We start from the raw sequence: 25,253 nt of genomic DNA, 5'->3' as shown, positions 1-25,253 counted from the left end.
CGCCGGAAGAGGCGCCCCCTTTGTCATGCCCGACCACAGTCCGGTGACCACCGACCTCGAACCCGAACGCGCTTACCTCGCCGCTGCCCGTGCCGACCTGACCCGGATGCGCGAACGCGCCGAATCGCTCGACCCGAACCGTGCCAGCGACGGCGACTCGGCATACGAACTCGCAGTGACCCTCGCGCGACGTGTCGCGTCCTTGCAGGACAACCCGCACACGACGCTCTTCTTCGGGCGCATCGATCATGCCGATCCGCCGCCGCGCTATATCGGTCGGCGGCATGTGAGCAATGACGCCGGCGACCCGGTCGTGCTCGACTGGCGTGCGCCGGTGTCGACGGCGTTCTACCGGGCGTCGCGGACCGAGCCGATGGGCGTCGTGCGCCGTCGCCGGTTCGGGATCGACAAGGGTCAGATTTCGGCGATCGAGGACGAAAACCTGCTCGCCGCAGACGAATCCGATTCCAGCAGCGCCATCCTGGCACAGGAGATCGAGCGGCCACGCACCGGACCGATGCGCGACATCGTGGCCACCATCCAGCCGGAGCAGGACCTGATCGTCCGATCCGATGTGGACGTGTCCGTCTGCGTGCAGGGCGCACCAGGCACCGGCAAGACCGCCGTCGGGCTGCACCGTGCCGCCTGGCTGCTCTACACCCACCGCGACCGGCTGGACCGGTCCGGCGTGCTGGTGGTCGGCCCCAACCGCGCCTTCCTCGACCACATCAGCGCGGTGCTGCCGGCTCTCGGCGAGGTCCGGGTCGGGCACTCGACCGCTGCCGACCTGGTCGCGCACGCGCGCGTGCGCTCGGTAGACAGCACGGAAGCAGCTGTGCTGAAAGGCGATTCGCGTATGGCGGAGGTCCTCCGCCGAGCGTTGTGGTCGCGGGTCGGGAGGCCGACCGAGCCCCTGGTTCTACCGCGCGGCGCGCGGAAGTGGCGGATCCCGGCATACGAGGTGCAGGAGATCGTCGACGAACTGATGACGCGCGGGGTCCGCTTCAACGCCGCCCGCGAGATGCTCCCCCGCCGGCTCGCGCACGCAGTGCTGCTCCGGATGGAGCGCGCCGGCGACTCACCGGACGATCGGGTACAGGAGTCGGTCGCTCGCAGCGGGCCGGTGAAGAAGTACTCCGCGACCGTTTGGCCGGCGGTCGATCCGGCACAGGTGCTCTTCGACCTGTGGTCGGACTCGGAGCGACTCGCAGCGGCCGCCGACGGGGTCCTTGACGCGGACGAGCAGCGAATCCTGCTGTGGGGCAAGCCGGCTCGCAGCAAGGGCACCGCCAAGTGGTCGGTCGCCGACGTCACCCTGCTGGACGAGTTGCACGACTTGCTGAGCCGCACGCCCAGCCTCGGACACGTGGTGCTGGACGAAGCGCAGGACCTCTCCCCCATGCAGCTGCGCGCGGTCGGCCGGCGTTGCTCGACCGGGGCGATCACGGTGCTCGGGGACATTGCACAGGGCACGACTCCATGGGCGACCGACAGCTGGGGCACCGCGATGACGCACCTCGGCAAGCCCGAGCATCACCTGGAGGTGCTCGACCGCGGCTTTCGGGTGCCCGCGGCGGTGATCGACTTCGCGGCACGACTGCTGCCGTCGATGGCGCCCGGGCTGGGAGCTCCGGTGAGCGTGCGAGACAACACCGGTGAGCTGCGGCTGGTCACCGTCGGTGAGGACGAGCGCTCCGCCGCACTGATCGAAGCTGTGCGTTCCGCGCTGGCCGATCCGGGATCGGTCGGCCTGATCGTTCCGGACGCCGATGTGACCGCAACGGCAAAAGCATTGCGGGAGAACGGGATAGAGCACGGTCAACTCGGAGTCGAGTCCGTGGACGAGGCGGACCACCGAGTCCAGCTGGTGCCCGCGACGGTCGCCAAGGGCCTGGAGTTCGACCACGTCGTCGTGCTCGAGCCCAGCGACATCGCCGACGCCGAGCCGGACACGCGGACCGGTCTGCGCCGGCTCTACGTGGTGCTGACGCGTGCGGTGTCGTCGCTGCGCGTCATACACTCCCGGCCGCTGCCTGCGGAGCTGGCCGAACACGCCTGAGGTGCCCAGCTCGCCCCTGTGGATAACTTCTGCGGGCCGACCGGCGGGTTGCCTAACGTCGTCCCATCACGTCCGCACCGAGTGGACGACTTCTTGGGAGGCAGACATGCACACACCGAACGCCGGCTACACGGTCAACGCCGCCGACCTCAACCAGCACAGTCTGGACATCGGTCAGATCGGCCAGGACATCGACACGCTGATGCAGCTGATGAAGGGCAAGCTCGGCGCCCTGCAGGCGAGCTGGAAGGGCCAGGGCGCCAACCAATACACCGCCCTGCACCACGAGTGGACCAAGGCGCAGAGCAAGGTCCGCACCGCACTCGCCGACATCGGCAACACCGTCGGTACCGCCGGCACCGCCTACGCCCAGGTCGAGACCGACGTCGTCAAGGCGTTCAGCACCAATGCGTGACCTGAGGATTCGTTCCTCATCCTCAGGTGAGCGATCTGTGTTGAATTGCGCGGCCTCCGGCCACGCGTTCGCCTGACGCTCCCCTGGCCTGCTGACCGCGCACGCTTCTTCCTCGGCCTTCGTCCCACCCCGGAGGGCGGGGCCGAGGAAGATCACCTACTGAACGCCCCGCACTAGACCGTCGCAGCGAGCTCCGTCGCCTGCGCGATGGCACGCTTGGCGTCGAGTTCGGCCGCCACGTCCGCGCCGCCGATGACGTGTCGGGCAGCATCGCCGTCACGCACCAGGTCCCGCACCGACTCCTGACCGGCACAGATCACGATCGTGTCGACCTCGAGCAGTCGGGGCCGCGGCTGGTCATCCTTGCCCCGCACGGTGATGTGCAGCCCGGCGTCGTCGATGCAGTCGTATGTCGCACCGCCGATCAACTCCACGTGCGCGTCCTTGAGGGCCGCGCGGTGCACCCAACCGGTGGTCTTGCCCAGGCCCTTGCCGAGCGGCGCGGGCTTGCGCTGCAGCAGGTAGACCTCCCGGCGAGGCTCGGCGGGGCGCTTCTCGGTGAGTCCGCCCGGGGCGCTCGGGTCCTCGGTCACGCCCCACTGGGCCTGCCAGTCCGGCAACTTCTTGTGCTGGTCCTCCAGGAGGAACTCGCTGACGTCATACCCGATCCCGCCGGCGCCGATCACCGCGACGCGACGGCCGGCTTCGACCTCGCCGCGCAGCAGTGCGTCATACATGACGACGGTGGGGTGATCGATGCCCTCGATCTGCGGCACCCGCGGTCGCACCCCGGTCGCGACCACGACGTCGTCGAAGCCGCTCAGCTCGTCCTCCGTCGCCGAAACGCCGAGACGCACCTCGACTCCGAGCACCTCGAGGCGGCGCCGGTAGTAGCGCAGCGTCTCGGCGAACTCCTCCTTGCCGGGGATCCGCATCGCCAGCCGGAACTGCCCGCCCAACTGCTGGTCCCGCTCGAAAAGCGTGACGTGGTGCCCGCGTTCGGCGCTCGAGACCGCTGCGGCCAAGCCTGCCGGGCCTGCCCCGACCACCGCGACGCGACGCTGCCTCTTGGTCGGCACCGGCAGCAGCACCAGCGACGTCTCGCGTCCGGCGCGCGGGTTGACCAGGCACGTGGCCTTCTTGTTGGCAAAGGTGTGGTCCAGGCACGCCTGGTTGCAGGCGATGCAGGTGTTGATCTCGTCGGCGCGGTCCTCACGGGCTTTGCGCACGAAGTCCGGGTCGGCCAGCAGCGGCCGCGCCATCGACACGAGGTCCGCCTGACCGCCGGCGAGGATCTCCTCGGCGACCTCGGGTGTGTTGATCCGGTTGGACGCGACGACCGGGACGCCGACCTCCTGCTTCAGCCGCGCCGTCCAGTCGACGAACGCCGCACGCGGCACGGACGTGACAATGGTCGGCACCCGAGCCTCGTGCCAGCCGATCCCGGTGCCGAACATCGAGGCGCCGGCATCCTGCAGCTTGCCCGCGAGCGTCACCACCTCGTCCCACGTCTGACCGTCCTTGACCAGGTCGACCAGCGAGATCCGGTAATTGACAATGAAATTCGCGCCGACCGCTTCGCGCACCCGGCGCACGATCTCGACGGGGAACCGCATCCGCTTCTCGGCACTGCCGCCCCAGGCATCGGTGCGGTCGTTGGTGGGCGCCGCGAGGAACTGGTTGATGAGGTAGCCCTCGGACCCCATGATCTCCACGCCGTCATACCCGGCGACCTTGGCCAGCCGTGCAGCACGCACGAAGGAGTCGACCGTGCGCTCCACGCCCTTGGTCGACAGCGCGCGCGGTTTGAAGGGGGTGATCGGGGATTTCTTGTTGCTCGCCGACCTGATCAACGGGTGATAGCCGTAACGCCCGGAATGCAGGATCTGCAACAGGATTCGGCCACCCGCGTCGTGGACCTCGTCGGTGACCGCACGGTGCTTGCCCGCTGCGCGCTTGGTCGCCATCAACGATCCGGCCGGCAACAGCCAACCCTCGACGTTGGGCGCAAAACCGCCGGTCACGATCAGCCCGGTGCCACCCTTGGCCCGCTCCGCGAGGTATGCCGCCCAGCGACCGAAGTCCTTGCTGCGGTCCTCGAACCCGGTGTGCATGGAACCCATCACCACCCGATTGGCCAGTGGGACCCCGTCGATCTCGATGGGTGCGAGCAGTCGGTCGAATGCCACGGGTGTGCCGCCCTTCGCGTCGGATGTTCCGCCGATGTTACCAGCGAGTAGCCGATGCCGAACCTTGAGGAGTTGGTGAGGAGCGAGCGAACGTCTCGAAAGGGGCGGCGCCTAGAAATGCACTTGAGCGCCCATGACGACGGTCCGGTCCTCGGGCAAGCGGTAGTAGACCGCGGGGTTGGCGGCGTTGTGCGCCATACCGAGGAAGAGCCGCTTACGCCACTTGCTGAGCCCGGGCAACGACCCGTGCTGGACGCTGATGCGCGAGAGGAAGTAGAACGCCTCGTCGGGATCCAGGTTGATCCCCTGCTCGCGCGCCGCGCGCAGTGCCTGCGGCACGTCCTGGTCGTCCTGGAAGCCGAAGTTGAGCTGGATGTGCGCCACGCCGTCATACGGGTCGCCGAGACTGCTGAACTTCAGCAGCTCGTCCGGCGCGACGTGCGGCACGTTCCGTGACACCGCCGACACGATGTAGACGTTCTCGTGCGTGACGTGGTTGAAGGCGACGTTCTCGCGGAAGGCCAGCGGCGTCGTCTGGTTGTCAGGGTGCAGGAAGACCGCGACACCGGGCACCCGGGTCACCTCGCAGCCGCGCAGGTACTCGATGAATTCCGTGAGCTGGCCTTCCTTCTCACGGCGCATCCCGGACACGATCGAGGCACCGCGACGCCAGGTGAACATCGTGGTCGCGACGACTGCTGCGATCGACAGCGGCAACCAGCCGCCATGGATGACCTTCGCCAGGTTCGCGGCCAGGAACGTCAGCTCGATCGAATAGAACAACACCCCGACGAGGACCAGCCGCCACTTGGCCCACTTCCAGGCGGACTCCGCATAGACCAGGAAGAGCGTCGAGCTCAGCACGAGCGTGCCCGTGACCGCCAAGCCGTATGCCGTCGCGAGGTGTTGGGACGTTCGGAACGTCACCATCAGGACGAGCACCCCGACGAACAACGACCAGTTGACCGACGGGATGTAGATCTGGCCGCTCTCGTGCTCGGAGGTGTGCAGGACGGTCAGCCGCGGAAGGTAGCCGAGCCGCTCGGCCTGCCGTGCGACCGAGAAGGCACCGGAGATCACTGCCTGTGAGGCGATGACGGTGGCCAGGGTCGCCAGGATCACCATCGGCCACTGCGCCCACGAGGGGCCGAGGAGGAAGAACGGATTGCGTATGGCGCCAGGCGATTCGGTGATCAACGCTCCCTGGCCGAGATAGTTGAGCGTGAGGCACGGGAACACCAGGAAGAACCACGCACGCCGGATCGGTGAGCGACCGAAGTGGCCCATGTCGGCATACAGTGCCTCGGCACCGGTGATCGACAGCACGACCGCACCCATCGCGATGAACGCGATGAACGGGCGCTGGAACCAGAACTCGAGGGCGTAGGTCGGTGACAGCGCACGGATGATCGCCGGGTTCGGGATGATCTTGGTCAGTCCGAGCACCCCGATCGTCACGAACCAGACGACCATGACGGGCCCGAACAACTTACCGACCACGGACGTCCCGAAGCGTTGCACCACGAACAGGATGACGATGATCGTCATGCTGATCGGGAGGATGAGGTCGTGCAGTCCTGGCGCGGGCACCGCGAGGCCCTCGACCGCCGACAGCACTGAGATGGCCGGCGTGATCACGCTGTCGCCGCTGAACAACGACGCCGAGAAAACACCCAGGACCATCACCAGGGTGAACCGTTTGCCACCCGCTCGCACCGCGCGCCGGGCGAGCGCCGCGAGCGCGAGATCGCCACCCTCGCCGTCGTTGTCGGCACGCAGGATGAAGACGACATACTTGATGCTCACGACGATGGTGACCGCCCAGAAGACCAGGGAGATCACGCCATACACGTCCTCGTGTGTCGTCGCGACCCGGTTGTGGTCCAGGGAGAAGATCGTCTGCAGCGAGTAGAGCGGGCTGGTGCCGATGTCGCCGAAGACGACGCCGAGCGCCCCGAAGGTCAGACTCAACACACTCGCGCGATGCGTCCCGGACGCCGACGTTGTCACAACGGGAGATTGTGCACCAGAAACATGAAGAGACCGCCCACCCCATTCACAGGGTGGACGGTCTCTCCTTGTCCTACATGGACTCGTGTTCCTCGTTCGGGGTCCCCGCGGAGTATCGGAGCGAGGAACGAGCGGAGAACTTCGTGGGGCTAAAAGCCCATGTCGCCCATGCCACCGGTCGGGTCCGCCGGCGCTGCGGAAGCCTTCTCCGGCTTGTCGGCGATGACAGCCTCGGTCGTCAGGAACAACGCGGCGATCGAGGCGGCGTTCTGCAGTGCCGAGCGGGTCACCTTGGTCGGGTCCGGGATGCCGGCGGCGAGCATGTCGACATACTCACCGGTGGCGGCGTTGAGGCCCTCACCGACGGGCAGCGAACGCACCTTGGCGGCGACGACGCCCGGCTCCAGGCCCGCGTTGGCAGCAATCTGCTTCAGCGGAGCCGCGGAGGCGACGTTGACGATGTTGCCACCGGTGGCCTCGTCACCCTCGAGCTTGAGGGAGGCGAAGGCGAGCTTGGCCGCCTGCAGCAGCGCGACGCCACCGCCGGCGACGATGCCCTCGTCGACCGATGCCTTGGCCGCACGGACGGCGTCCTCGATGCGGTGCTTGCGCTCCTTGAGCTCGACCTCGGTGGCCGCGCCGACCTTGATGACCGCAACACCGCCGGCCAGCTTGGCCAGGCGCTCCTGCAGCTTCTCGCGGTCGTAGTCGGAGTCGGAGTTCTCGATCTCGGCGCGGATCTGGTTGACGCGACCGGCGATCTGGTCGGCGTCGCCGGAGCCCTCGACGATGGTCGTCTCGTCCTTGGTGACGACGACCTTGCGCGCCTTTCCGAGCAGGTCCAGCTCCGCGGTGTCGAGCTTGAGGCCGACCTCTTCGGAGATGACCTGACCACCGGTCAGGATCGCGATGTCGCCGAGCATGGCCTTGCGACGGTCACCGAAGCCGGGAGCCTTGAGAGCGACCGACTTGAAGGTGCCACGGATCTTGTTGACCACCAGGGTCGACAGGGCCTCGCCCTCGACGTCCTCGGCGATGATGACCAGCGGCTTGCCCGACTGCATGACCTTCTCCAGCAGCGGGAGCAGGTCCTTGACCGACGAGATCTTGGAGTTGACGATCAGGATGTAGGGGTCCTCGAGCACGGTCTCCATGCGCTCGGTGTCGGTCACGAAGTAACCGGAGATGTAACCCTTGTCGAAGCGCATGCCCTCGGTGAGCTCGAGCTCCAGGCCGAAGGTGTTGCTCTCCTCGACGGTGATGACACCTTCCTTGCCGACCTTGTCCATCGCCTCGGCGATGAGCTCGCCGACCGATGCGTCGCCACCGGCGGAGATGCCGGCGACCGCGGCGATCTGCTCCTTGGTGTCGATCTCCTTGGACGCCTTGGTCAGCTCCTCGGACACCGCGGCCACGGCGGCCTCGATGCCGCGCTTGAGGGCCATCGGGTTGGCGCCCGCGGCAACGTTGCGCAGGCCTTCCTTCACCATCGCCTGAGCGAGCACCGTCGCCGTGGTGGTGCCGTCACCGGCCACGTCGTCGGTCTTCTTGGCAACTTCCTTGACGAGCTCGGCGCCGATCTTCTCGTAGGGCTCGTCGAGCTCGATCTCCTTGGCGATGCTCACACCGTCGTTGGTGATCGTGGGGGCGCCCCACTTCTTCTCCAGCACGACATTGCGGCCCTTGGGGCCGAGGGTGACCTTGACGGCGTCGGCAAGGGTGTTCATACCCCGCTCGAGCCCGCGCCGGGCCTCCTCGTCGAATGCAATGGTCTTGGCCATGTGCAGTCCAATCCTCACGTGTTGTTGCGGAGTCAGTCGTATGGCGCCCGCGACGGACGAGCCGGGTCCTGCCGGGACTGTCTGAGCCCCGCGAGGTCCGACCCTCGCCATACATCCGAACTGTCACTCTAACTAGGAGAGTGCTAAGGCCCATTATTGGCACTCTCCGAGGGCGAGTGCAAACGGGGTGAACACATCGCGAATGACGGCTTCTTCGCCGACTGACGGTCCGATCCGACCGCCACCCGGCGAGGGAGCCGTCATTCGACGAAACCGGTGGCTGCGAGAACCCGGGCCGCGACCTGCGCAGGTGTCTCCTCATCGAGGTCGATGGTGAGGTCCGCGCTTCCTGCTTCGTCGAGCATCGCGTCGAGTTGCGGTGCCCGACGCACGTGCCAGTCGCGCTCGTCGCCGGGCTCGTGCCGGCCGGTCAGGCGCATGGTCACCCGGTCCAGCGGCGGCCGCAGGCGACAGAGCAGGATCGGTTCGCCGAGCGCCGCCTCGTAGCGCGCCCGATCGCGCACCACCACACCTGCGAGCAGCAGGTATGTCGCACCGGCCTTCCGATAGTTCGTCGCGACCGCGCGCAGGTTCGCAAGCTCGACCTCCTGCTTGAAGGGATCGCCCTGGGGAGGCGGCCACAGGCGGTGGAACTCGTCGAGATCGAGCACCGCGTGCGGCACACCTCGCTCACGGAGCAGATCGCCCACCGCGTATGCCGTCGTGGTCTTCCCTGCGCCGACGGTCCCGGTGACGAAGAGGACGCGACTCTGCTGCTTCCCCACTCGGCGATTCAAGCAGGTCACGGGGTCCTCGGACGACCGGATTCTGCTCAGGCCCACGTGAGCGCCTCCGTCCTGCCGACAGTTCGAAAGCCCATCGAGGCGTAGAGCTGTCGCGGCACCGGATAGGCGTTGTCACCACGCGGACCGACGACCGCGGTCGACGCCCCGATATCCCGGGCGCCACTCATGACGGCCCGGCAGACACAACGGGACAGCCCCTTGCGCTCGTGCTCCGGCGGCGCGCCGTCACAACCGCTGCCGTGCCACGCGACGTTGCCCGGATGCAGCCGCTGTGTCGCCGTCCAAGTCGCCGCCACCAACGCGATTCGTTCCTCGGTGTCCACGCTCCGACCCAAGCAACGTCCTTCAGCGGGCGCATCCGAATATCGCGATCTGCGAACGACTTCGAGCATGCCGATCGCGCTCCATACAGCGCGATCGGCACACTCGCGACTCGGCCGCCCCGGCACGCGATCAGCGACGGGTCGGCTTGAATGGTCGCGATGACTTCCGACACCTCTCCCACTCCCACGTCCACGCCCTTCGCCGCCGCCGTGATCGGCGTCGGCGCCCGCGCGCACCTGGCCAAGAACGTCGAGCAGTTCGGCGGCTCCGTCGTCGCGGCGGTCGACCCGGACCCGAGAACCGCGAGCGCGACCGCCGACCTCTTCGGTGACATTCCGCTACTGCCGGACATCGACGCGTTGCTGCGGGACTTCTCCGCTCTGGACGGCGCGATCGTGGCGAGCCCGGACGACACGCACGCGGCTATCGCCATACAGCTGTTGGAAGCGGGCGTGCCGGTGTATCTGGAGAAGCCGCTCGCGATCACCACTGCGGACTGCGATCGGGTGCTGGCGACTGCGCACCGCACCGGCACCAAGCTGTATGTCGGCCACAACATGCGACACATGCACGTGGTGCGGCTGATGAAGGAGATCATCGACCGCGGCGAGATCGGTGAGGTGAAGGCGATCTGGTGCCGGCACTTCGTCGGGACCGGCGGCGATTTCTACTTCAAGGACTGGCACGCGGACCGCTCGCGCGCTGGAAGTCTGTTGCTGCAGAAGGGCGCTCACGACCTCGACGTCATGCAGTGGCTCGCCGGGTCGGCCAGCCGAGAGGTGACCGGCATGGGTGATCTGATGATCTACGGCCAAGTCACCGATCGTCGCGACAACAGCGACCGGCGGATGCGTGACTGGTATTCGACGGACAACTGGCCGCCACTGACCCAGACCGAGCTCAACCCCGTCGTCGACGTCGAGGACATCTCGATGATGCTCGCGCGGCTCGACTCGGGCGCGTTCATCAGCTACCAGCAGTGCCACTTCACGCCCGACTACTGGCGCAACTACACCGTGATCGGCACCGAGGGACGGCTGGAGAACTTCGGCGATGGCGAGGGTGGCGAGGTGCGCGTCTGGAACAAGCGCTCCGGCTTCCTGGAGCACGGTCACGTGCAGTACCCGATCGTCGGTGACGCGAACGGCCATGGCGACGCGGATGTGCTGACCGTCGGCGAGTTCGTCGAGTTCGTCCGCAACGGGACGCCGACCGACACGTCTCCCTTGTCCGCACGGGACGCCGTCGCTGCGGGAGTCGCGGGAGCCGAATCCATCCGCTCCGGCAGCCGCCCGGTGCACGTGCCTGAGATCGCCCCGGACGTCCGCAGCTATTTCGAGCGCAACCAGACCTCCGAGTGACGGCTTCCTCGCCGAATGACGGTGCGATCTGACCGTCATTCGGCGAAGAAGCCGTCATTCGCGATGGGGGTGGTCGTTGCCGGTGTCGGCCGCGATGACTCCCGCCTCCGCCAGGCGTCGGATGTCGGCATGCGTGTAGCCGAATTCGCCCAGCACGTCGGCGGTCTCGTCGTCGGGTGACGCGTCCGGGAGCTCGGTGGGCGTCTCGCTGAACCGCGGCGCAGGCGCCGGATGTCGTATGCCGCCGCGGTCGGCATACACCTCCCGGGCGATGACGTGTGGATCAGCAGCGGCTTCGTCGGGGTCCAGCACCGGCACGACGCACGCGTCGCGGCCGGCGAAGATGTCGACCCAGTCATCGCGTGCGCGCGAGGCGATGCGGGTCGCGATGGTGACGCGCAGTTCGGACCAGTGCGACTGGTCGTACTGGTCCGCGGCGGCGGCGTCCACCCCGAGACCGTCGAGCAGGGTCGCGTAGAACTTCGGTTCGATCGCGGAGACCGACAGCCATTTGTCGTCCGCGGTCCGATAGACCCGGTAGAACGGCGCACCGCCGTCGAAGAGATTGCCGCCCGGCGGCTGTTGCCACATCCCGGACGCCAGCATCGACTGGTGCATCGCGGTCAGCAGCGCCGCGCCGTCGAGGATCGAGGCGTCGACGACCTGGCCCTCGCCGGTCTGTTGTGTCGAGAAGAGCGCACTGAGCACGCCGACGGCGAGCAGCATCCCGCCACCGCCGAAGTCACCGAGCATGTTCAGCGGGGCGATCGGCCGGCCGCCGTCGCCGACACTCGGAGCGAGCGCACCGGACAGCGCCAGGTAGCCCAGATCGTGCCCGGCCTGCTCGGCGCGCGGACCGTCCTGCCCCCAGCCGGTCATCCGCCCGTAGACCAGCCGCGGGTTGACCGCGAGCAACTCGTCCGGGCCGATGCCGAGCCGCTCGACGACCCCCGGGCGGTATCCCTCGGTGAGCACGTCCGCGCTGCGCGCCAGGTCCTCCACGACCTCGACGCCTGCGGGGTGCCGCAGGTCGAGATGGACGAACCGGCGCCCGCGCAGCAGCACCCGGTGCGCGGCGGCCGTCATACCTCCTGCACCACCGTCGAGCCTGCCGACATTGATCACTTCGGCGCCCAGGTCGGACAACAGCATCCCCGCGAACGGCGCAGGACCGATCGCCGCGAGCTCGACAACACGCACGCCGTCCAAAGGACCGGGCATCACGCCTCCAGCTGGTGGGCCAGTGCAGAATCGATATCAGTGACTAAGCGCTTGCTTAGCACCTAATGTAGTGCGGCAGACCGCCGAAATGACAGGAGTCAGCAGCTGATGAAGGGCCTCTCCGGCAAGACAGCGATCGTCACGGGTGCCAGTCGCGGCATCGGCCAGGCCATCGCGCAGCACCTCATCGACGAGGGCGCGAACGTCGTCATCACCGCCCGCAAGGAGGAAGCCCTCGCTGCGGCGGCCACGAGCCTGGGCGAGCGCGCCACGTATGTCGCGGGCCGCGCCGACGACCCCGAGCACCAGGACGAGGTCGTCGCGAAGGCGCTCGACACCTTCGGCGGCGCGGACTTCCTGGTCAACAACACCGGCATCAATCCGGCGTACGGACCGTTGATGGACATCGACCCCGAAGTTGCCCGAAAAATCATGGATGTCAACGTGATTGCCGCACTGTCGTGGGTTCAGAAGGTCCGCGCCGCTTGGCAGGCCGAGCACGGCGGCGCGATCGTCAACATCGCATCCGTCGCCGGACTGCGGCCCGCCCCCGGCATCGCGATGTATGGCGTCAGCAAGGCAGCCCTGATCCACCTGACCGAGGAGCTTGCGGTCGAGCTCGGTCCGAACACGCGCGTCAACGCGGTCGCACCGGCGATCGTGAAGACCGACTTCGCCAAGGCTCTCTACGAGGGGCGTGAGGAGAAGGTCGCGGCGCCATACGCGTTGAAGCGGCTGGGCGTTCCGACCGACATCGGCAGCGTGGTCGCGTTCCTGCTCTCCGACGCCGCCGGCTGGATGACCGGGCAGACCCTCACGGTCGACGGTGGCGTGCTGCTGGCCGGCGGCATCTGATGACCGAGGGCGCCGACGACCTGCCAGGGCTGGATCTGCAGGGTTTGCAACGGTTTCTCGCCGATGCCACCCCCGGGCTGCTCAACGGTCCGCTCAGCGCGGAGCTGATCGTCGGCGGCAAGTCCAACCTCACCTACATCGTCACCGACGGCGCGCGCGAGGTCGTCGTACGCCGCCCACCCCTCGGGCACGTGCTGGCGACCGCGCACGACATGACCCGCGAGCACCGCGTGATGGCGGCACTGGCCGACACTCCGGTCCCGGTCCCCCGGATGTATGCCGCGTGCACCGACACCGACGTGATCGGCGCGCCGTTCTACGTGATGGAACGCGTGGCCGGCACTCCCTTCCGCACCGCGGATGAGCTCAATCCGCTGGGCCAACAACGGATTCGAACGATTGCGGACGCCGTCACGGACACGCTGGTTGCGCTGCACGACGTGGATCCGGCAGCGGTCGGACTGGGCGACTTCGGCAGACCGGACGGCTACCTCGAGCGACAGGTCCACCGTTGGCGCCGGCAGATGCAGGACTCGAAGTCCCGCGAGCTGGCTGGCGAGGAGGAGTTGCACCAGCGACTCGCTTCCGCCATACCCGCGTCCAGCGGCGCGACGATCGTGCACGGCGACTACCGGATGGACAACACGCTCATCGACGACTCGGACCGCGTGGCCGCCGTACTCGACTGGGAGATGGCGACATTGGGCGATCCACTGGCCGATGTGGCGCTGATGCTGGTCTACCAGGCACTCGCCGATGTCGCGCCGGGCGCGGTCTCGACCGTGTCCCGCGCCACCGGTCATCCGACGCGCGCGGAGATCGTGCAGCGCTACAGCGAGCGGTCCGGCCGCGACGTCAGCCACCTTGCCTTCCACGAGGCACTGGCTTACTACAAACTCGCGGCGATCCTCGAGGGGATCTACTTCCGGCACCAGCACGGTCAGACGGTCGGCGCCGGCTTCGAGGACATCGGCGCCTCGACGGAGCCACTGTTCGCGGCAGGTCTCGCCGTCATGCAGCACTACACCTCTGGATCGAAAGGCGAATAGCCACAATGGATTTCGGATTCGACCCCAAAACCGAAGACCTCCGAGCGCGCGTGCGTGACTTCCTGGACAACGAAGTCACACCGGCAGAGCCGGTCTTCGAGGAGCAGCTCGCGGCCTCCGACGACCCATGGGCGTGGACGCGGGTGCCGGTCTTCCTCGACCTGCAGGACAAGGCCAGGACGGCCGGGCTGTGGAACCTCTTCCTGCCCGGCGACAAGGGCGCGGGTCTGACCAACCTGCAGTACGCGCCGCTCGCCGAGATCACGGGCCGGTCCCTCCTCGCCCCGGCCGCACTCAACTGCGCAGCGCCGGACACCGGCAACATGGAGGTGCTGAACGAGTTCGGGACGCCGGAGCAGCAGGAGCAGTGGCTGAAGCCGTTGCTGCGCGGTGAGATTCGCTCATCCTTCGCAATGACCGAGCCGGACGTCGCTTCCTCCGATGCCACCAACATCGCCACCCGCATCGAGCGCGACGGCGACGAATACGTCCTCAACGGGCGCAAGTGGTGGATCACCGGAGCGATGAACCCGGACGCGAAGATCTTCATCGTGATGGGCAAGACCGACCCGACCGCCGACCGGCACCGCCAGCAGTCGCAGATCCTCGTCCCGCGGGACACCCCCGGCCTCGTCGTCAAACGCGGCATGGAGGTCTTCGGGTATGACGACCACGACCACGGCGGCCACGCCGAGCTGGAGTTCCACGACGCGCGAGTGCCGGCGACCAACCTCATCGCCGGCGAAGGACTCGGCTTCGCGATCGCTCAGGCCCGCCTCGGCCCCGGACGCGTCCACCACTGCATGCGCTCGATCGGCCTGGCGGAGAAGGCGATCGAGCTGATGTGCGAGCGTGCCGACGCCCGGACGACGTTCGGGAAGCCGCTGTCGGAGCAGGGCGTCATACGCGATTGGATCGCCGAGTCCCGGGTGCGTCTGGAGCAACTGCGCCTGCTGGTGCTCAAGACCGCGTGGTTGATGGACACTGTCGGCAACAAGGGCGCGCACACGGAGATCCAGGCGATCAAGATCGCGACTCCGGAGACCGTGCAGTGGATCCTCGACAAGGCGATCCAGCTGTATGGCGCCGCCGGCCTCTCCCAGGACTTCCCGCTGGCGCGTGCGTATGCCGGGATCCGCACGTTGCGCTTCGCCGATGGCCCGGACGAGGTGCACAAGGCGTCGCTGGCCCGCCGTGAGCTGCGCCGCCAAGCGGACGCCCGAGCCACCTCACCGACCGCACACTGACGCCGACTGACGGCTTCTTCGGCGAGTGACGGTCTGAACTGACCGTCACTCGCCGAGGGAGCCGTCATTCGAGAAATGGGGGGGGGACGGGCGCAGCGGCGACGGCGCAGATGAGGCGACCGCAGTATCCGCCGACCGCCGACGTAGCGACGATCACAACAGGGCGACGCGCGCACGAACAATTCGTTGCGCGCGTCGCCCTGTTGTGTGAGAGCGAAGTCGGAGGACTCAGTCGAGGTCGAAGCCCAGTCGGCGGGCGGTGCGCTGGCGCATCCGGCCGGAGCGCAGTCGCTGCAGCCGCTTGACCAGCATCGGGTCGTATTTCAGCGCCGCAGGAGTGTCGATGACGGCATTGAGCACCTGGTAGTAGCGGGTCGAGCTCATGTTGAAGGTCTCGCGGATGGCCTGTTCCTTGGCGCCCTGGAGCTTCCACCAGTTGCGCTCGAACGACAGGATCGAGGCGTCACGCTCACTGAGTTCACAGTTGTCCGACGGCATGACCTGCTGTTCCGCGGCGGCGTTCATGCCAGTCCCCTCGTGCCTCGGGCGCTGGCATTCGCCTGAGCCTTTTGTAGCTCGCTGCGCTCGCCCATATGAATGTCCCTTCAGCTCGTCAGCGGATGTCCGAGACCGATGATAGGCGGTAAATCACACCGATGTCATTCCGGCAAGCACCACTGTCGGCATGTCGTGACGCATGTGGCGCCTGTGACTCGGCGCCTACGTTCCACGTGCGCATCGGTCGACCCAGTGGGGACCTGTGCACGTCGGCTCCAGCTTCAACCGTACCTACCTCGACCCAGTGGGGACCCCCGCACGCCCCAGGGCCGCACCACCGTACCTACCTCGACCCAGTGGAGACCTGTGCACGCCCCAGGGCCGCACGCCCGCACATACCTCGACCCAGTGGAGACCCACACGCACCGAGCCAGACCCACGCAACTGCGCGATGTCACAACCCGATGACCCATCTCGTCTCCTGCAGCAAACGCAAGAACCACGAAGGAGTACGCAATGCGAGTGTTTGTGGCAGGTGGCAGCGGAGTGCTGGGGCGGCGGCTGATCCCGCAACTCGTCGCCCGCGGGCACGCAGTGACCGCAACGACGACGAGCGCAGCCAAACTTGACCTGTTGGCCGATCTCGGCGCGGAGCCCGTGGTGATGGACGGCTTGGACGCGGACGCGGTCCGGGCCGCGGTGGCGGCAGCGGCTCCGGACGTCGTCGTCCACCAGAGGACCGCGATCTCGGTGCCGCACGCCGGCAAACCGGACATCAAACATCCGGACAAGTGGTTCGCGATCACCAATCGACTCCGGTCGGAGGGCACCGACAACCTGCTGGCCGCCGCGCGGCTGGCCGGGGTAGGACACGTGGTCGCCCAGGGCTACGCCAGCTGGAACGGCGACCCCGACAGCGGGCCGGTCCAGACCGAGGACGTCCCGCAGAACCTGATGCCGGGCACCGCGTCATACGCCGGCCTGCGCATCGCAAGGGACCTCGAGGAGAAGGTGCTCGCCGTCGGCGGCGCAGTGCTGCGGTATGGCGCGCTCTACGGCCCCGGGGCCATCGACGACCAGGTCACGCTGCTCCGCAAGCGGCAGTACCCGCTGATCGGTGGCGCTGCCGGCATCAGCTCCTGGATCCACCTGGACGACGCAGGCAGCGCGACCGTGCTCGCGATCGAGCAGCGCGCGACCGGCCTGTTCAACATCGTCGACGACGAACCCGCGCCGGCAGCCGAATGGCTGCCCTGGCTCGCGAAGTGCGCGGGTGCCAAGCCCCCGATGCGGATCCCCGTCTGGCTGGGTCGACTCTTGGCAGGAGACCAGGCGGTCGTCATGATGACCAAGGGGCGCGGTTTCGCCAACACCAAGGCGAAGCGCGAGCTGGGCTGGTCTCCGGCATACAAGTCGTGGCGTGACGGGTTCGAGAAGGAGCTCCGATGACCGAATCCCCCGATCCCGCAGAGGCTTTCGAGGACCTGCGGCCGTTGCTCTTCTCGATCGCCTATCGCATCACCAGCAGCGTCACTGAGAGCGAGGACGTCGTACAAGACGCCTGGCTGCGTTTCGAGCGCGTCGCCGACACCGTCGAATCGCCCAAGTCGTTCCTCTCCACGGTGGTGACCCGGCTCGCCATCGACGTGCTGCGCTCGGCACGCCAACGTCGCGAATCGTATGTCGGAGAGTGGTTCCCCGAGCCGCTGCTGACCGATCCCTACGAGGATCCCGAGCGTGCCGCGGAGTTGGCCGACTCCGTGTCGATGGCCGCCCTGTTGCTGCTGGAGCGACTCTCGCCGCTGGAACGCGCGGTCTTCGTGCTGCGCGACGTCTTCGGGTTCGACTTCGCCGACGTGGCCGCGGCCGTGGACCGCAGCGAGGACGCCTGCCGCCAGCTGGCCAGCCGCGCGCGGCGGCACATGGCGGCCGGCCGCAGCAGGTTCGCGGTCGACCGGCGCGAGCGCGACGAATTGGCCGGTCGCTTCTTCGGCGCCTTCCGGGACGGCGATGTGGACGCCCTGCGCGAGCTCCTGGCCGCCGACGTCCACCTGGTCAGCGACAGCGGCGGCCGGGCGCCGCAATGGGGCGCGGGCATCTTCGGCACCGACAAGGTGGCGCGCGTGCTCGTGGCGCTGATCGGTCCGTTCCGTCAGATCGGCGGCAGGCTCGAGCTGCACGAGCTGAACGGCGAGCCCGGCGCGATCTTCCGCGATCGCGACGGGCAGGTCGTCAACACCTGGACGCTGGAGATCCTCGACGGTCAGGTGCAGGCGATCCGCACGGTGCTCAACCCGGACAAGCTCGCGCACGTCGGCCCGGTCGCCGATGCCTGGGCCGTGCTGCGCGAGGCGTTCGGCGCCCGCGGCGGCCCGCTCTAGGCCGCGTTCATCGAATCCAGGATCGCGGCGATGTCCTCACGGGTGGTGTTGGGGTTGACGATTGCGAACCGCGCGATCGTCTCGCCGTCGTGCGAACTCGGCACGACGAACGCCTCCTGCCGCTGCAGCAGCCCGTCGGACCACTGCTGGTAGTCCTGCGGGCTCCAGCCGACCCGGCGGAACGCCACCACGGACAGATCCGGCTCGCGCACCAGCTCGACATACGGCCGTTGGTTGATCTGGTCGGCGGCATAGCGCGCGACCTCCAGCGTCTGCTCAATGGCCGCTGTGTAGGCGTCTGTGCCGTTGGCAACCAGGGAGAACCAGAACGGCAGACCACGCGCCCGGCGGGTCAGCCCCACCGAGTAGTCAGTCGGGTTCCAGTCGGGGGTCTCGTTGAGGACGTCGAGGTATGACGCGTGCTGCGTGTGCGCGGCCCGCGCCAGCGCCGGGTCGCGGTAGAGCAGCGCGCAGCAGTCGAACGGCGCGAAGAGCCACTTGTGCGGGTCCACGATGAAGGAGTCGCACTGCTCGACACCTTTGTAACGATCACGCACGCTCGGCGCGGCGAGACCCGCCCCGCCATACGCACCGTCGACATGGAACCAGATGCCGAGCTCCTGGCAGACCGCCGCGACCGACTCCAGGTCGTCGATGACACCGAGATTGGTCGTGCCTGCGGTCGCGACGACCGCGAAGAAGGTCTCCGGCCCCTCGCGCAGCAGCACCTCGCGCAACGCATCACCGGTGAGCCGCAGTTGGGCGTCGAGCCGCACCGGCATCAGCTCGGCGTCCATCACCTCGCACGCCGACGCGATCGACGAGTGCGAGCCGGCCGTCGCGGCCACTCGGTAGGGCCGGGCGTCGTCACGGCTCCGGGCAGCATTGGCTCGCGCGGTAGCCCGCGCCGCGACGAGCGCGGACAGGTTGCCGATCGTGCCGCCCTGCACGAAGCCGCCGCCCGCTCCCTCCGGCATCCCGGCGAGATCGGCGATCCAGCGCAACGCCTGGTTCTCGGCATACACGGCACCGGCGCCCTCGAGCCACGAACCCGCGTAGATGGACGACGCCCCGACGACGAGGTCGAACATCGCCGCCTCACGGGTGGGAGCGCACGGGATGAAGGACAGATAGCGCGGGTGATCGATCGACAGGCACGCGAGTGCCAGCTCCTCCTCGAAGAGGCGCAACGCCGACTGGCCGCCGATGCCCTCGGACGAGATCGCCCCGCCGGCAACGGCATCCAGCTCCTCGACGGTGCGACTGAAGTCCAGCGGCACCGGATCCAGCGAGAGCCGCTCGGCGGCATACCTCAGGATCGATCGGCCCAGCTCTGCGGTGTCTTCGGTGAAACGGTGCACTCTGCGAGTGTAAGGACACCCCACGAAGTTCGTCTCCTCCGCTTCGCTCCCCGCCGATACTTCGCGGGGGCCCGAACGAGCTAGGGGTGAAGCGTTCACTGTCGCCGTCCGGTTAAGTTGTCGGTATGACGGTCCGACCCCTCGACGAACTCGTGCATGCGTCCTGGTTGCCGGTGCTGCAACCCGTGGCCGACAAGGTGACCGCGTGTGGCGAATTCCTCCGCTCGGAGGTCGCCGCCGGGCACGGCTACTTACCCAGCGGCGACAAGGTGTTGCGTGCCTTCGAACGCCCGCTGGACGACGTGCGGGTGCTCATCGTCGGCCAGGACCCCTACCCCACTCCCGGACACGCCGTCGGCCTGTCTTTCGCTGTCGCGCCTGAGGTTTCGCCGATCCCGCGCAGCCTGCAGAACATCTACCAGGAGCTGACCAACGACATCGGTTGTGCCCGCCCGACCACCGGCGACCTGTCGCCGTGGGCGGACCGTGGCGTGCTGCTGCTCAACCGGGTCCTGACCGTGCGGTCCGGTAACCCCGCCAGTCACCGCGGCAAGGGCTGGGAGCACGTGACGGCCGCCGCCATCAACGGGCTGGTCGCGCGTGGCGGCCCACTCGTCGCGATCCTCTGGGGACGGGACGCGCGCGGTCTCGCGCAGCACCTCAGGTCGGTCCCCTATGTCACCAGCCCGCACCCCTCTCCCCTGTCGGCGCACTCCGGCTTCTTCGGCTCGCGACCGTTCAGTCAGGCCAACAAGCTGCTCACCGACCAAGGCGCCGAGCCGATCGACTGGAGTCTGCCGTGAGCCCGCAGCCGCGCCGCTGGCAGCGCTACGTCGCCATCGGCGACTCGTTCACCGAGGGCATGGTCGACCCGTCCCCCACCATGGACGACGAGTATGTCGGCTGGGCCGACCGCCTGGCCGCAGTACTGGCGGCCGAGAACGCCTCTGCCGCAACGCCCTTCGGCTATGCGAACCTCGCCATCCGCGGGAAGCTGCTGGCCGACGTCGCCGACCAGCAGACCGACGCCGCGCTGGAGTTGCAGCCGGACCTGGTCAGCATCGTCGCCGGTGGCAACGACTGCCTGCGCCCGCACGCGGATCTCGACGCACTGGCCGACCAGCTGGAGTCCGCGGTCGCGCGGATCCGAGCCACCGGTGCGGACGTGCTGATGGCGACCAGTTGCGATCCGACCTGGGCGCCCTTCCTGAAAGTGGTCGGGCGCCGGGTCGCCATACACAGCTTGAACGTGTGGGGCATCGCGCAACGCCATGGCGCATTCGTCGTCGACACGTGGACGCTCCGGTCGTTGCGGGACGTGCGCATGTGGGGTCCGGACCGGTTGCACCTGTCCACGCTCGGGCACCAGCGGGTCGCCGAGCAGGCGGCGTGGACGCTCGGCCTGCGTGAGGGCGATCGCGACTGGGTCGTGCCATTGCCGCCCGCGCCGGCTCTGTCCCGGATGGAGTCAGCACAGGCGCACGCCGCGTGGGCGCGCACGCACCTCGCACCGTGGATCGAGCGCCGCCTCAAGCACGAGAGCTCCGGTGACAACCGTGCCGCGAAAAGGCCTGAGCTGCAGGCTATTTCGGTGGACGAGCGGACGCCGATCGACAACTGACCACCCTCCGCTCGCCGAGAGGTTCAGGCAGTGAGTCAACCATGTGGGTCGAGTAGGCGAGCCCCCAAGGGCGAGCCGTATCGAGACCACGTGTCCGCTCGCACTCGATCTCGATACGCTCCTTCGTCGCTACTCGATCAGCGTGCGGCAGTGAGCTCCGCACGCACAGCGGCGATGAACGCGTCGACGTCGGCCTCGGTGGTGTCGAAGGAGCACATCCAGCGGACCTGCCCGGTGGCCTCGTCCCAGAAGTAGAACCGGAACTTCTCCATCAGCCGCTCCGAAACCTCGGTCGGCAGGATCGGGAAGACGCCGTTCGACTGCACGGGCAGCGGCACGGTCAGACCCGGAAGATCCCGCACACCCTCGACCAGCCGCTGCGCCATGGCGTTGGCGTGCCCTGCATTGCGCAGGTAGAGGTCGTCGGACAGCAACGCGATCAGCTGCGCGGACACGAAGCGCATCTTCGAGGCCAGCTGCATCGACTGCTTGCGCAGGAACTTCATGCCGTCGACAACGTCCGCGTTGAGCACCAGCACCGCTTCACCGACCATCAGGCCGTTCTTGGTGCCACCGAACGACACGATGTCGACGCCGGTGTCGGTGATCATCTCCTGGAACGAAACCCCAAGGCTGGCAGCGGCATTCGACAACCGGGAGCCGTCGACGTGCAGCACCATGTCGTTCGCGTGCGCGTGCTCGGCGATGGCCCGAATCTCGTCAACTGTGTATGCCGTGCCCAGCTCGGTCGTCTGGGTGATCGACACGACCCGCGGCTGCGCGTGGTGCTCGTCGCCCCGACCGAGCGACACGGTCGCGATCAGCTCCGGCGTCAGCTTGCCGTCCGGAGTCGGGACGACCATCAGCTTCAGCCCGCCCATCCGCTCCGGCGCCGCGCACTCGTCGACGTGGATGTGCGCCGTGCTGGTGCAGATCACCGCCTCCCAGCGCTTCGTGACCGACTGCAGCGCAACGACATTCGCGCCGGTGCCGTTGAAGACCGGGAAGGCCTCGACACCGGGACCGAAGTGCTCGGCGAAGACATCCTGCAGCTGCTCGGTGTAGACGTCCTCGCCATACGAGACCTGGTGCCCGCCGTTCGCGCGGACGATCGCCGCGAGGATCTCCGGGTGCACGCCGGAGTAGTTGTCGCTGGCGAAGCCACGAACGCTCGGGTCGTGCAAAGGCTTGGGGAAGGTGTCGTTGTCGTTCACCGGGTAATCGTCTCAATCACGCCGTTGATCTCGGCGGCGGGCCGACCATAGAGACCGACCAACCAGTCGGCGATGTTGGCGACTGGAGTGAACTTCTTGTAACCGTCCGGCTTCTCGGCCTGCATCTGCGGCGTCACCAGCGCCATGATCCGACCGATCGTCGCCGCCGCGTCGGACTCCTTGTAGGAGTCGGCAACTGCGCGGAGCCACATCTCCGAGCCGGCCTTCGCGGTCAGGTATGCCGCGTTCGTCGCGCGCGGCTTGTCCAGACCGGTCGAAGAGATGATCGCGATCCGGCCGTGCGGAGAGGCCAGGATCGGATCGTGCAGCGCCCTCGTCGCGTGCTGCAGCGTGCGAATCAGACTGGCCTCCAAGACATCCCAGTCGGCCAGGTCACCGTCGACGATGCCCTTGCCGCCGCGCCAGCCACCGACCAGGTGCATCAGGCCGTCGACGCGGCCGTGCTCGGTGAGCAGTTCCTTCCCCCACTCCCTGGCCGCGCTCTCGTCCGAGAGGTCCACGACCGAGGCAACGATGCGGTCAGGGTCGAACGCGACAACGTCGGCCAGTCGGTCTGCGTCGCGACCGGCCGCGATCACCGTGGCACCCGCCGCCGCGAACGCCGCAGCGGTGGGCTTGCCCTGGTCGCCGGCAGCCCCGGTGATGACGACAACGGAACCAGTCAGATCAGTGCCGCTCATGCGGCATCAGCCGTGGACGCGGTGATGCCGGAGGTGGAGGCGATCACCGACGCCATCTGCTTACGCAGCGCCTCGTAGAAGACGTTGAGCGGGAACTCGTCATCAAGCACCAGGTCGTTCAGCGCCTTGGTCTTGGTGCCGTCGAAGGGCAGCGCCTCGGCGCCCTTGGCCCACGTCGAGCCGGGGTTCGGCACGACATAGGTCGCGACGAACTCGTGCGCGGCCAGCCAGTGTCCGACGCGCGACCGGTCGATGCCGCTGCGGTAGAGCACCTCCACTTCGTCGCACAGCTGCACGATGACCTCGGGCACTCGCCGCCAGTCGAAGGACAGTTTGTTGTCGGTCCACCGCAGCGCGTCGTGCTTGTGCAGGTAGCCGAACATCAGCTGCCCGCCCAGCCCGTCGTAGTTGCGGTGGCGATCACCGGTGATCGGGAAGCGGAAGAGCCGGTCGAAAAGGATTGCCAGCTGGACGAATCGGGCGTACGGCTGGTCCTCGGCCTCCAGCTTGACCGCTTGCCGGAAGGTGTTGAGGTCACAGCGCAGCTCCTCGAGCGCGTACATCCAGAACGGCATCCGCTGCTTGATCATGAAGGGGTCGAACGGCAGGTCGCCGTGGCTGTGCGTGCGGTCGTGGATCATGTCCCACATGGCGAAGGTCGACTGCACCAGCTCCTGGGATGCGATCAGCCGCTCGGCATCCGGTGGGAGTTGCAGCGACAGCAGCTCGGACGCGGCGGACACGACGCGGCGGAAGCGAGCACCCTCGCGGTCACAGAAGATGGCGCCCCAGCTGAACTTCGGAACCTCGCGCACCGCAACGGTTTCCGGGAAGAGCACGGCAGAGTTGGTGTCGTAGCCGGGCGTGAAGTCGATGAAGTTGACCGCGAGGAACATCTTGTTGTCGTAGGTCTGCTCCAGCTCGGCCAGCCAGTCCGGCCACTGCACCGAGATCAGCAGCGCCTCGAACACGCGGTCGAGGTTGCCGTTCTGGGTGTACATCGGGAAGACGACGAGGTGCTCGATGCCGTCCGCACGGGACAGGTCGGGGCGGAACTTCATCAGTGAGTCGAGAAAGTCGGGCTCGACGAAACCGTTGTCAACCCACTTCGCCAAGTCGTTCGGCAGCTGCGCCAGATAGTCCGCGTCGTGCGGGAATCGCGGTGCCAGCGCCGCGATTTCGGCCTTCATCGTGTCGACGAGCTCGGCAGCACGAGCGTGCTTGGAACCGTCCTCGACGGAGCCATCCTTGGCCTGCATCAGCCGCAACTCCTCGACGGCAGCCTTCAGCGCGAGCCATTCCGGGCTGCGGTCGATGCCGGAGCCGATCGAGGTGACGGTGCCCGACTGCTTGCGAGCCGCACTCGCCCAGGTCACCAGGTTGGACCAGAAACGGCGGTGGTCGAGCTCATCGATGGAGTCGTCACCGACGATGTCGGAGTCGGCCAGCACAACGACGCGGCCGGCGCCATACGGGAGGGCGACGGCCAACGGCTGACGGGCGGGGTATGCCGACCCGCTCGTGCGCGCGAGCACCTTGGCCTCGGGTGCGCCCGAGATGTCGATGACACCGGCGCGGTAGAAGCACAGCTCGTCGACCCCGGCGAGCAGTCCTTGGCCGAGCCCGCCTTCGATGTCGGCCAGCACCCAGGTGGCGTTGTCGTGGAAACGGCGGCCGCCCTCGACGGTCTCGTGGACGGTGGTGCTGGTGACGTGCAGCCCGAAGCGGGCGAGCAACTCGTTGAGGTTGTTGCCGTAGACGTCCTGGTCGCACTCGGCGAGGACGACCAGACCGCCGCCCTGCTCGACGAAGCCGACGACACTGTCGATCTCCGCGGCCTCCAGGACGGGTGGGAGGTCACCGGTGGTCTTCTCGGCGGCCCGCTCGGCAGGGTGATCGATGACGAGGACGTCCGCGCCGGACAGCGCAGCTTCGTCCAGGTGACCCGACTCGTGACCGACGACCTCGAATCCGCGTCCCCGCAGGGTGTTTGCCGCCTTCTCCAGGGACGAATCCGCCGGATTGGCGGGATTCATCGTGGCGGCGGTCGCCCGGGTCAGCGCCCAGGCACTGCTGTGGGCCTGCTCGACGACAACCTTGGGGAAGACGCTCATTTCAGTCACATCCTTCATCCGACGGAGGAGATTTTGTTGTTATAAA

Annotated in this window: 21 protein-coding genes; 10 read left to right on the top strand and 11 right to left on the bottom strand. The window is 67.7% G+C overall.

Annotated features, from left to right (window positions below):
- Positions 1-25 precede the first annotated feature (25 nt).
- The gene (locus tag IEX71_RS19415) at positions 26-2,059 is read left to right on the top strand and encodes a HelD family protein (RefSeq protein WP_188838723.1); all 2,034 of its coding nucleotides are present in this window, start codon (positions 26-28) and stop codon (positions 2,057-2,059) included.
- Between the two features lie 106 nt (positions 2,060-2,165).
- Entirely contained in the window at positions 2,166-2,474 is a 309-nt protein-coding gene (locus IEX71_RS19410; protein ID WP_188838722.1) for a WXG100 family type VII secretion target, read from the top strand.
- A gap of 173 nt (positions 2,475-2,647) precedes the next feature.
- Here the strand turns inward: IEX71_RS19410 and IEX71_RS19405 are convergent, their stop codons facing one another.
- The 5 genes from IEX71_RS19405 to IEX71_RS19385 all read right to left on the bottom strand — a co-directional run bounded on the left by IEX71_RS19405 (position 2,648) and on the right by IEX71_RS19385 (position 9,583).
- Positions 2,648-4,663, bottom strand: coding sequence for an NADPH-dependent 2,4-dienoyl-CoA reductase (locus IEX71_RS19405; RefSeq protein WP_188838721.1), 2,016 nt, complete (start codon positions 4,661-4,663; stop codon positions 2,648-2,650).
- 111 nt (positions 4,664-4,774) lie between these two features.
- On the bottom strand, positions 4,775-6,673 hold the full coding sequence (locus tag IEX71_RS19400; protein ID WP_188838720.1) for a potassium transporter Kup: 1,899 nt from the start codon (positions 6,671-6,673) through the stop codon (positions 4,775-4,777).
- A gap of 149 nt (positions 6,674-6,822) precedes the next feature.
- Complete coding sequence (gene groL, locus IEX71_RS19395) at positions 6,823-8,454, bottom strand: chaperonin GroEL (RefSeq protein WP_188838719.1); 1,632 nt, start codon at positions 8,452-8,454, stop codon at positions 6,823-6,825.
- 260 nt (positions 8,455-8,714) lie between these two features.
- A complete protein-coding gene (locus IEX71_RS19390) occupies positions 8,715-9,239 on the bottom strand; it encodes an adenylyl-sulfate kinase (protein WP_188838718.1) in 525 nt (174 codons plus the stop codon).
- A 47-nt stretch (positions 9,240-9,286) separates the two neighbouring features.
- The gene (locus IEX71_RS19385; RefSeq protein ID WP_188838717.1) at positions 9,287-9,583 is read right to left on the bottom strand and encodes a GNAT family N-acetyltransferase; all 297 of its coding nucleotides are present in this window, start codon (positions 9,581-9,583) and stop codon (positions 9,287-9,289) included.
- A gap of 159 nt (positions 9,584-9,742) precedes the next feature.
- Here IEX71_RS19385 and IEX71_RS19380 point away from each other — a divergent pair, with 159 nt between their 5' ends.
- A complete protein-coding gene (locus tag IEX71_RS19380; protein WP_229749880.1) occupies positions 9,743-10,945 on the top strand; it encodes a Gfo/Idh/MocA family protein in 1,203 nt (400 codons plus the stop codon).
- Positions 10,946-10,999: 54 nt separating this feature from the next.
- Here IEX71_RS19380 and IEX71_RS19375 read toward each other — a convergent pair whose 3' ends face one another.
- On the bottom strand, positions 11,000-12,166 hold the full coding sequence (locus tag IEX71_RS19375) for a CaiB/BaiF CoA transferase family protein (RefSeq protein ID WP_188838715.1): 1,167 nt from the start codon (positions 12,164-12,166) through the stop codon (positions 11,000-11,002).
- A gap of 108 nt (positions 12,167-12,274) precedes the next feature.
- On the opposite strand from IEX71_RS19375, the gene IEX71_RS19370 reads away from it, so the two are divergent.
- The 3 genes from IEX71_RS19370 to IEX71_RS19360 are packed head-to-tail and all read left to right on the top strand — an operon-like array spanning position 12,275 to position 15,317.
- Complete coding sequence (locus IEX71_RS19370; RefSeq protein ID WP_188838714.1) at positions 12,275-13,021, top strand: SDR family oxidoreductase; 747 nt, start codon at positions 12,275-12,277, stop codon at positions 13,019-13,021.
- Positions 13,021-14,070: a phosphotransferase family protein gene (locus IEX71_RS19365; RefSeq protein ID WP_188838713.1), complete on the top strand. Its 1,050-nt coding sequence runs from the start codon at positions 13,021-13,023 to the stop codon at positions 14,068-14,070. Before IEX71_RS19370 ends, IEX71_RS19365 begins: the two co-directional genes overlap by 1 nt.
- A gap of 5 nt (positions 14,071-14,075) precedes the next feature.
- Positions 14,076-15,317 carry an acyl-CoA dehydrogenase family protein gene (locus tag IEX71_RS19360; RefSeq protein ID WP_188838712.1) on the top strand — a complete coding sequence of 414 codons (1,242 nt, stop codon included), beginning with the start codon at positions 14,076-14,078 and terminating at the stop codon, positions 15,315-15,317.
- Positions 15,318-15,545: 228 nt separating this feature from the next.
- Here IEX71_RS19360 and IEX71_RS19355 read toward each other — a convergent pair whose 3' ends face one another.
- Positions 15,546-15,842, bottom strand: a complete 297-nt coding sequence (locus IEX71_RS19355; protein ID WP_188838711.1) for a DUF3263 domain-containing protein — start codon at positions 15,840-15,842, stop codon at positions 15,546-15,548.
- A 489-nt stretch (positions 15,843-16,331) separates the two neighbouring features.
- Between IEX71_RS19355 and IEX71_RS19350 the strand changes: the two genes are divergently transcribed.
- On the top strand, positions 16,332-17,264 hold the full coding sequence (locus IEX71_RS19350; RefSeq protein WP_188838710.1) for an NAD-dependent epimerase/dehydratase family protein: 933 nt from the start codon (positions 16,332-16,334) through the stop codon (positions 17,262-17,264).
- Positions 17,261-18,196 (top strand): RNA polymerase sigma-70 factor, encoded by a 936-nt coding sequence (locus IEX71_RS19345; protein WP_188838709.1) that lies wholly within the window; start codon positions 17,261-17,263, stop codon positions 18,194-18,196. Before IEX71_RS19350 ends, IEX71_RS19345 begins: the two co-directional genes overlap by 4 nt.
- On the opposite strand, the gene IEX71_RS19340 is transcribed toward IEX71_RS19345, so the two are convergent.
- A complete protein-coding gene (locus IEX71_RS19340) occupies positions 18,193-19,557 on the bottom strand; it encodes a pyridoxal phosphate-dependent decarboxylase family protein (RefSeq protein WP_188838708.1) in 1,365 nt (454 codons plus the stop codon). The genes IEX71_RS19345 and IEX71_RS19340 overlap by 4 nt on opposite strands.
- Positions 19,558-19,682: 125 nt before the next feature.
- On the opposite strand from IEX71_RS19340, the gene IEX71_RS19335 reads away from it, so the two are divergent.
- The gene (locus IEX71_RS19335; RefSeq protein WP_188838707.1) at positions 19,683-20,360 is read left to right on the top strand and encodes a uracil-DNA glycosylase; all 678 of its coding nucleotides are present in this window, start codon (positions 19,683-19,685) and stop codon (positions 20,358-20,360) included.
- Positions 20,357-21,178 (top strand): SGNH/GDSL hydrolase family protein, encoded by an 822-nt coding sequence (locus IEX71_RS19330; protein WP_188838706.1) that lies wholly within the window; start codon positions 20,357-20,359, stop codon positions 21,176-21,178. Before IEX71_RS19335 ends, IEX71_RS19330 begins: the two co-directional genes overlap by 4 nt.
- A 137-nt stretch (positions 21,179-21,315) precedes the next feature.
- Here the strand turns inward: IEX71_RS19330 and IEX71_RS19325 are convergent, their stop codons facing one another.
- From IEX71_RS19325 to IEX71_RS19315, 3 genes are read right to left on the bottom strand one after another with little or no spacing between them, the layout of a single operon-like run.
- Entirely contained in the window at positions 21,316-22,392 is a 1,077-nt protein-coding gene (locus IEX71_RS19325) for a threonine aldolase family protein (RefSeq protein WP_188838705.1), read from the bottom strand.
- On the bottom strand, positions 22,389-23,093 hold the full coding sequence (locus IEX71_RS19320; protein WP_188838704.1) for an SDR family NAD(P)-dependent oxidoreductase: 705 nt from the start codon (positions 23,091-23,093) through the stop codon (positions 22,389-22,391). The genes IEX71_RS19325 and IEX71_RS19320 overlap by 4 nt, the downstream gene beginning before the upstream one ends.
- Positions 23,090-25,207 carry a DUF6421 family protein gene (locus tag IEX71_RS19315; protein ID WP_188838703.1) on the bottom strand — a complete coding sequence of 706 codons (2,118 nt, stop codon included), beginning with the start codon at positions 25,205-25,207 and terminating at the stop codon, positions 23,090-23,092. Before IEX71_RS19315 ends, IEX71_RS19320 begins: the two co-directional genes overlap by 4 nt.
- Between the last annotated feature and the right edge of the window lie 46 nt (positions 25,208-25,253).

Origin of the sequence: Flexivirga endophytica (assembly GCF_014640635.1) — a bacterium.
In the GTDB taxonomy this organism is placed as follows: domain Bacteria; phylum Actinomycetota; class Actinomycetes; order Actinomycetales; family Dermatophilaceae; genus Flexivirga; species Flexivirga endophytica.
This window is presented reverse-complemented; position numbering and strand designations above follow the sequence as displayed.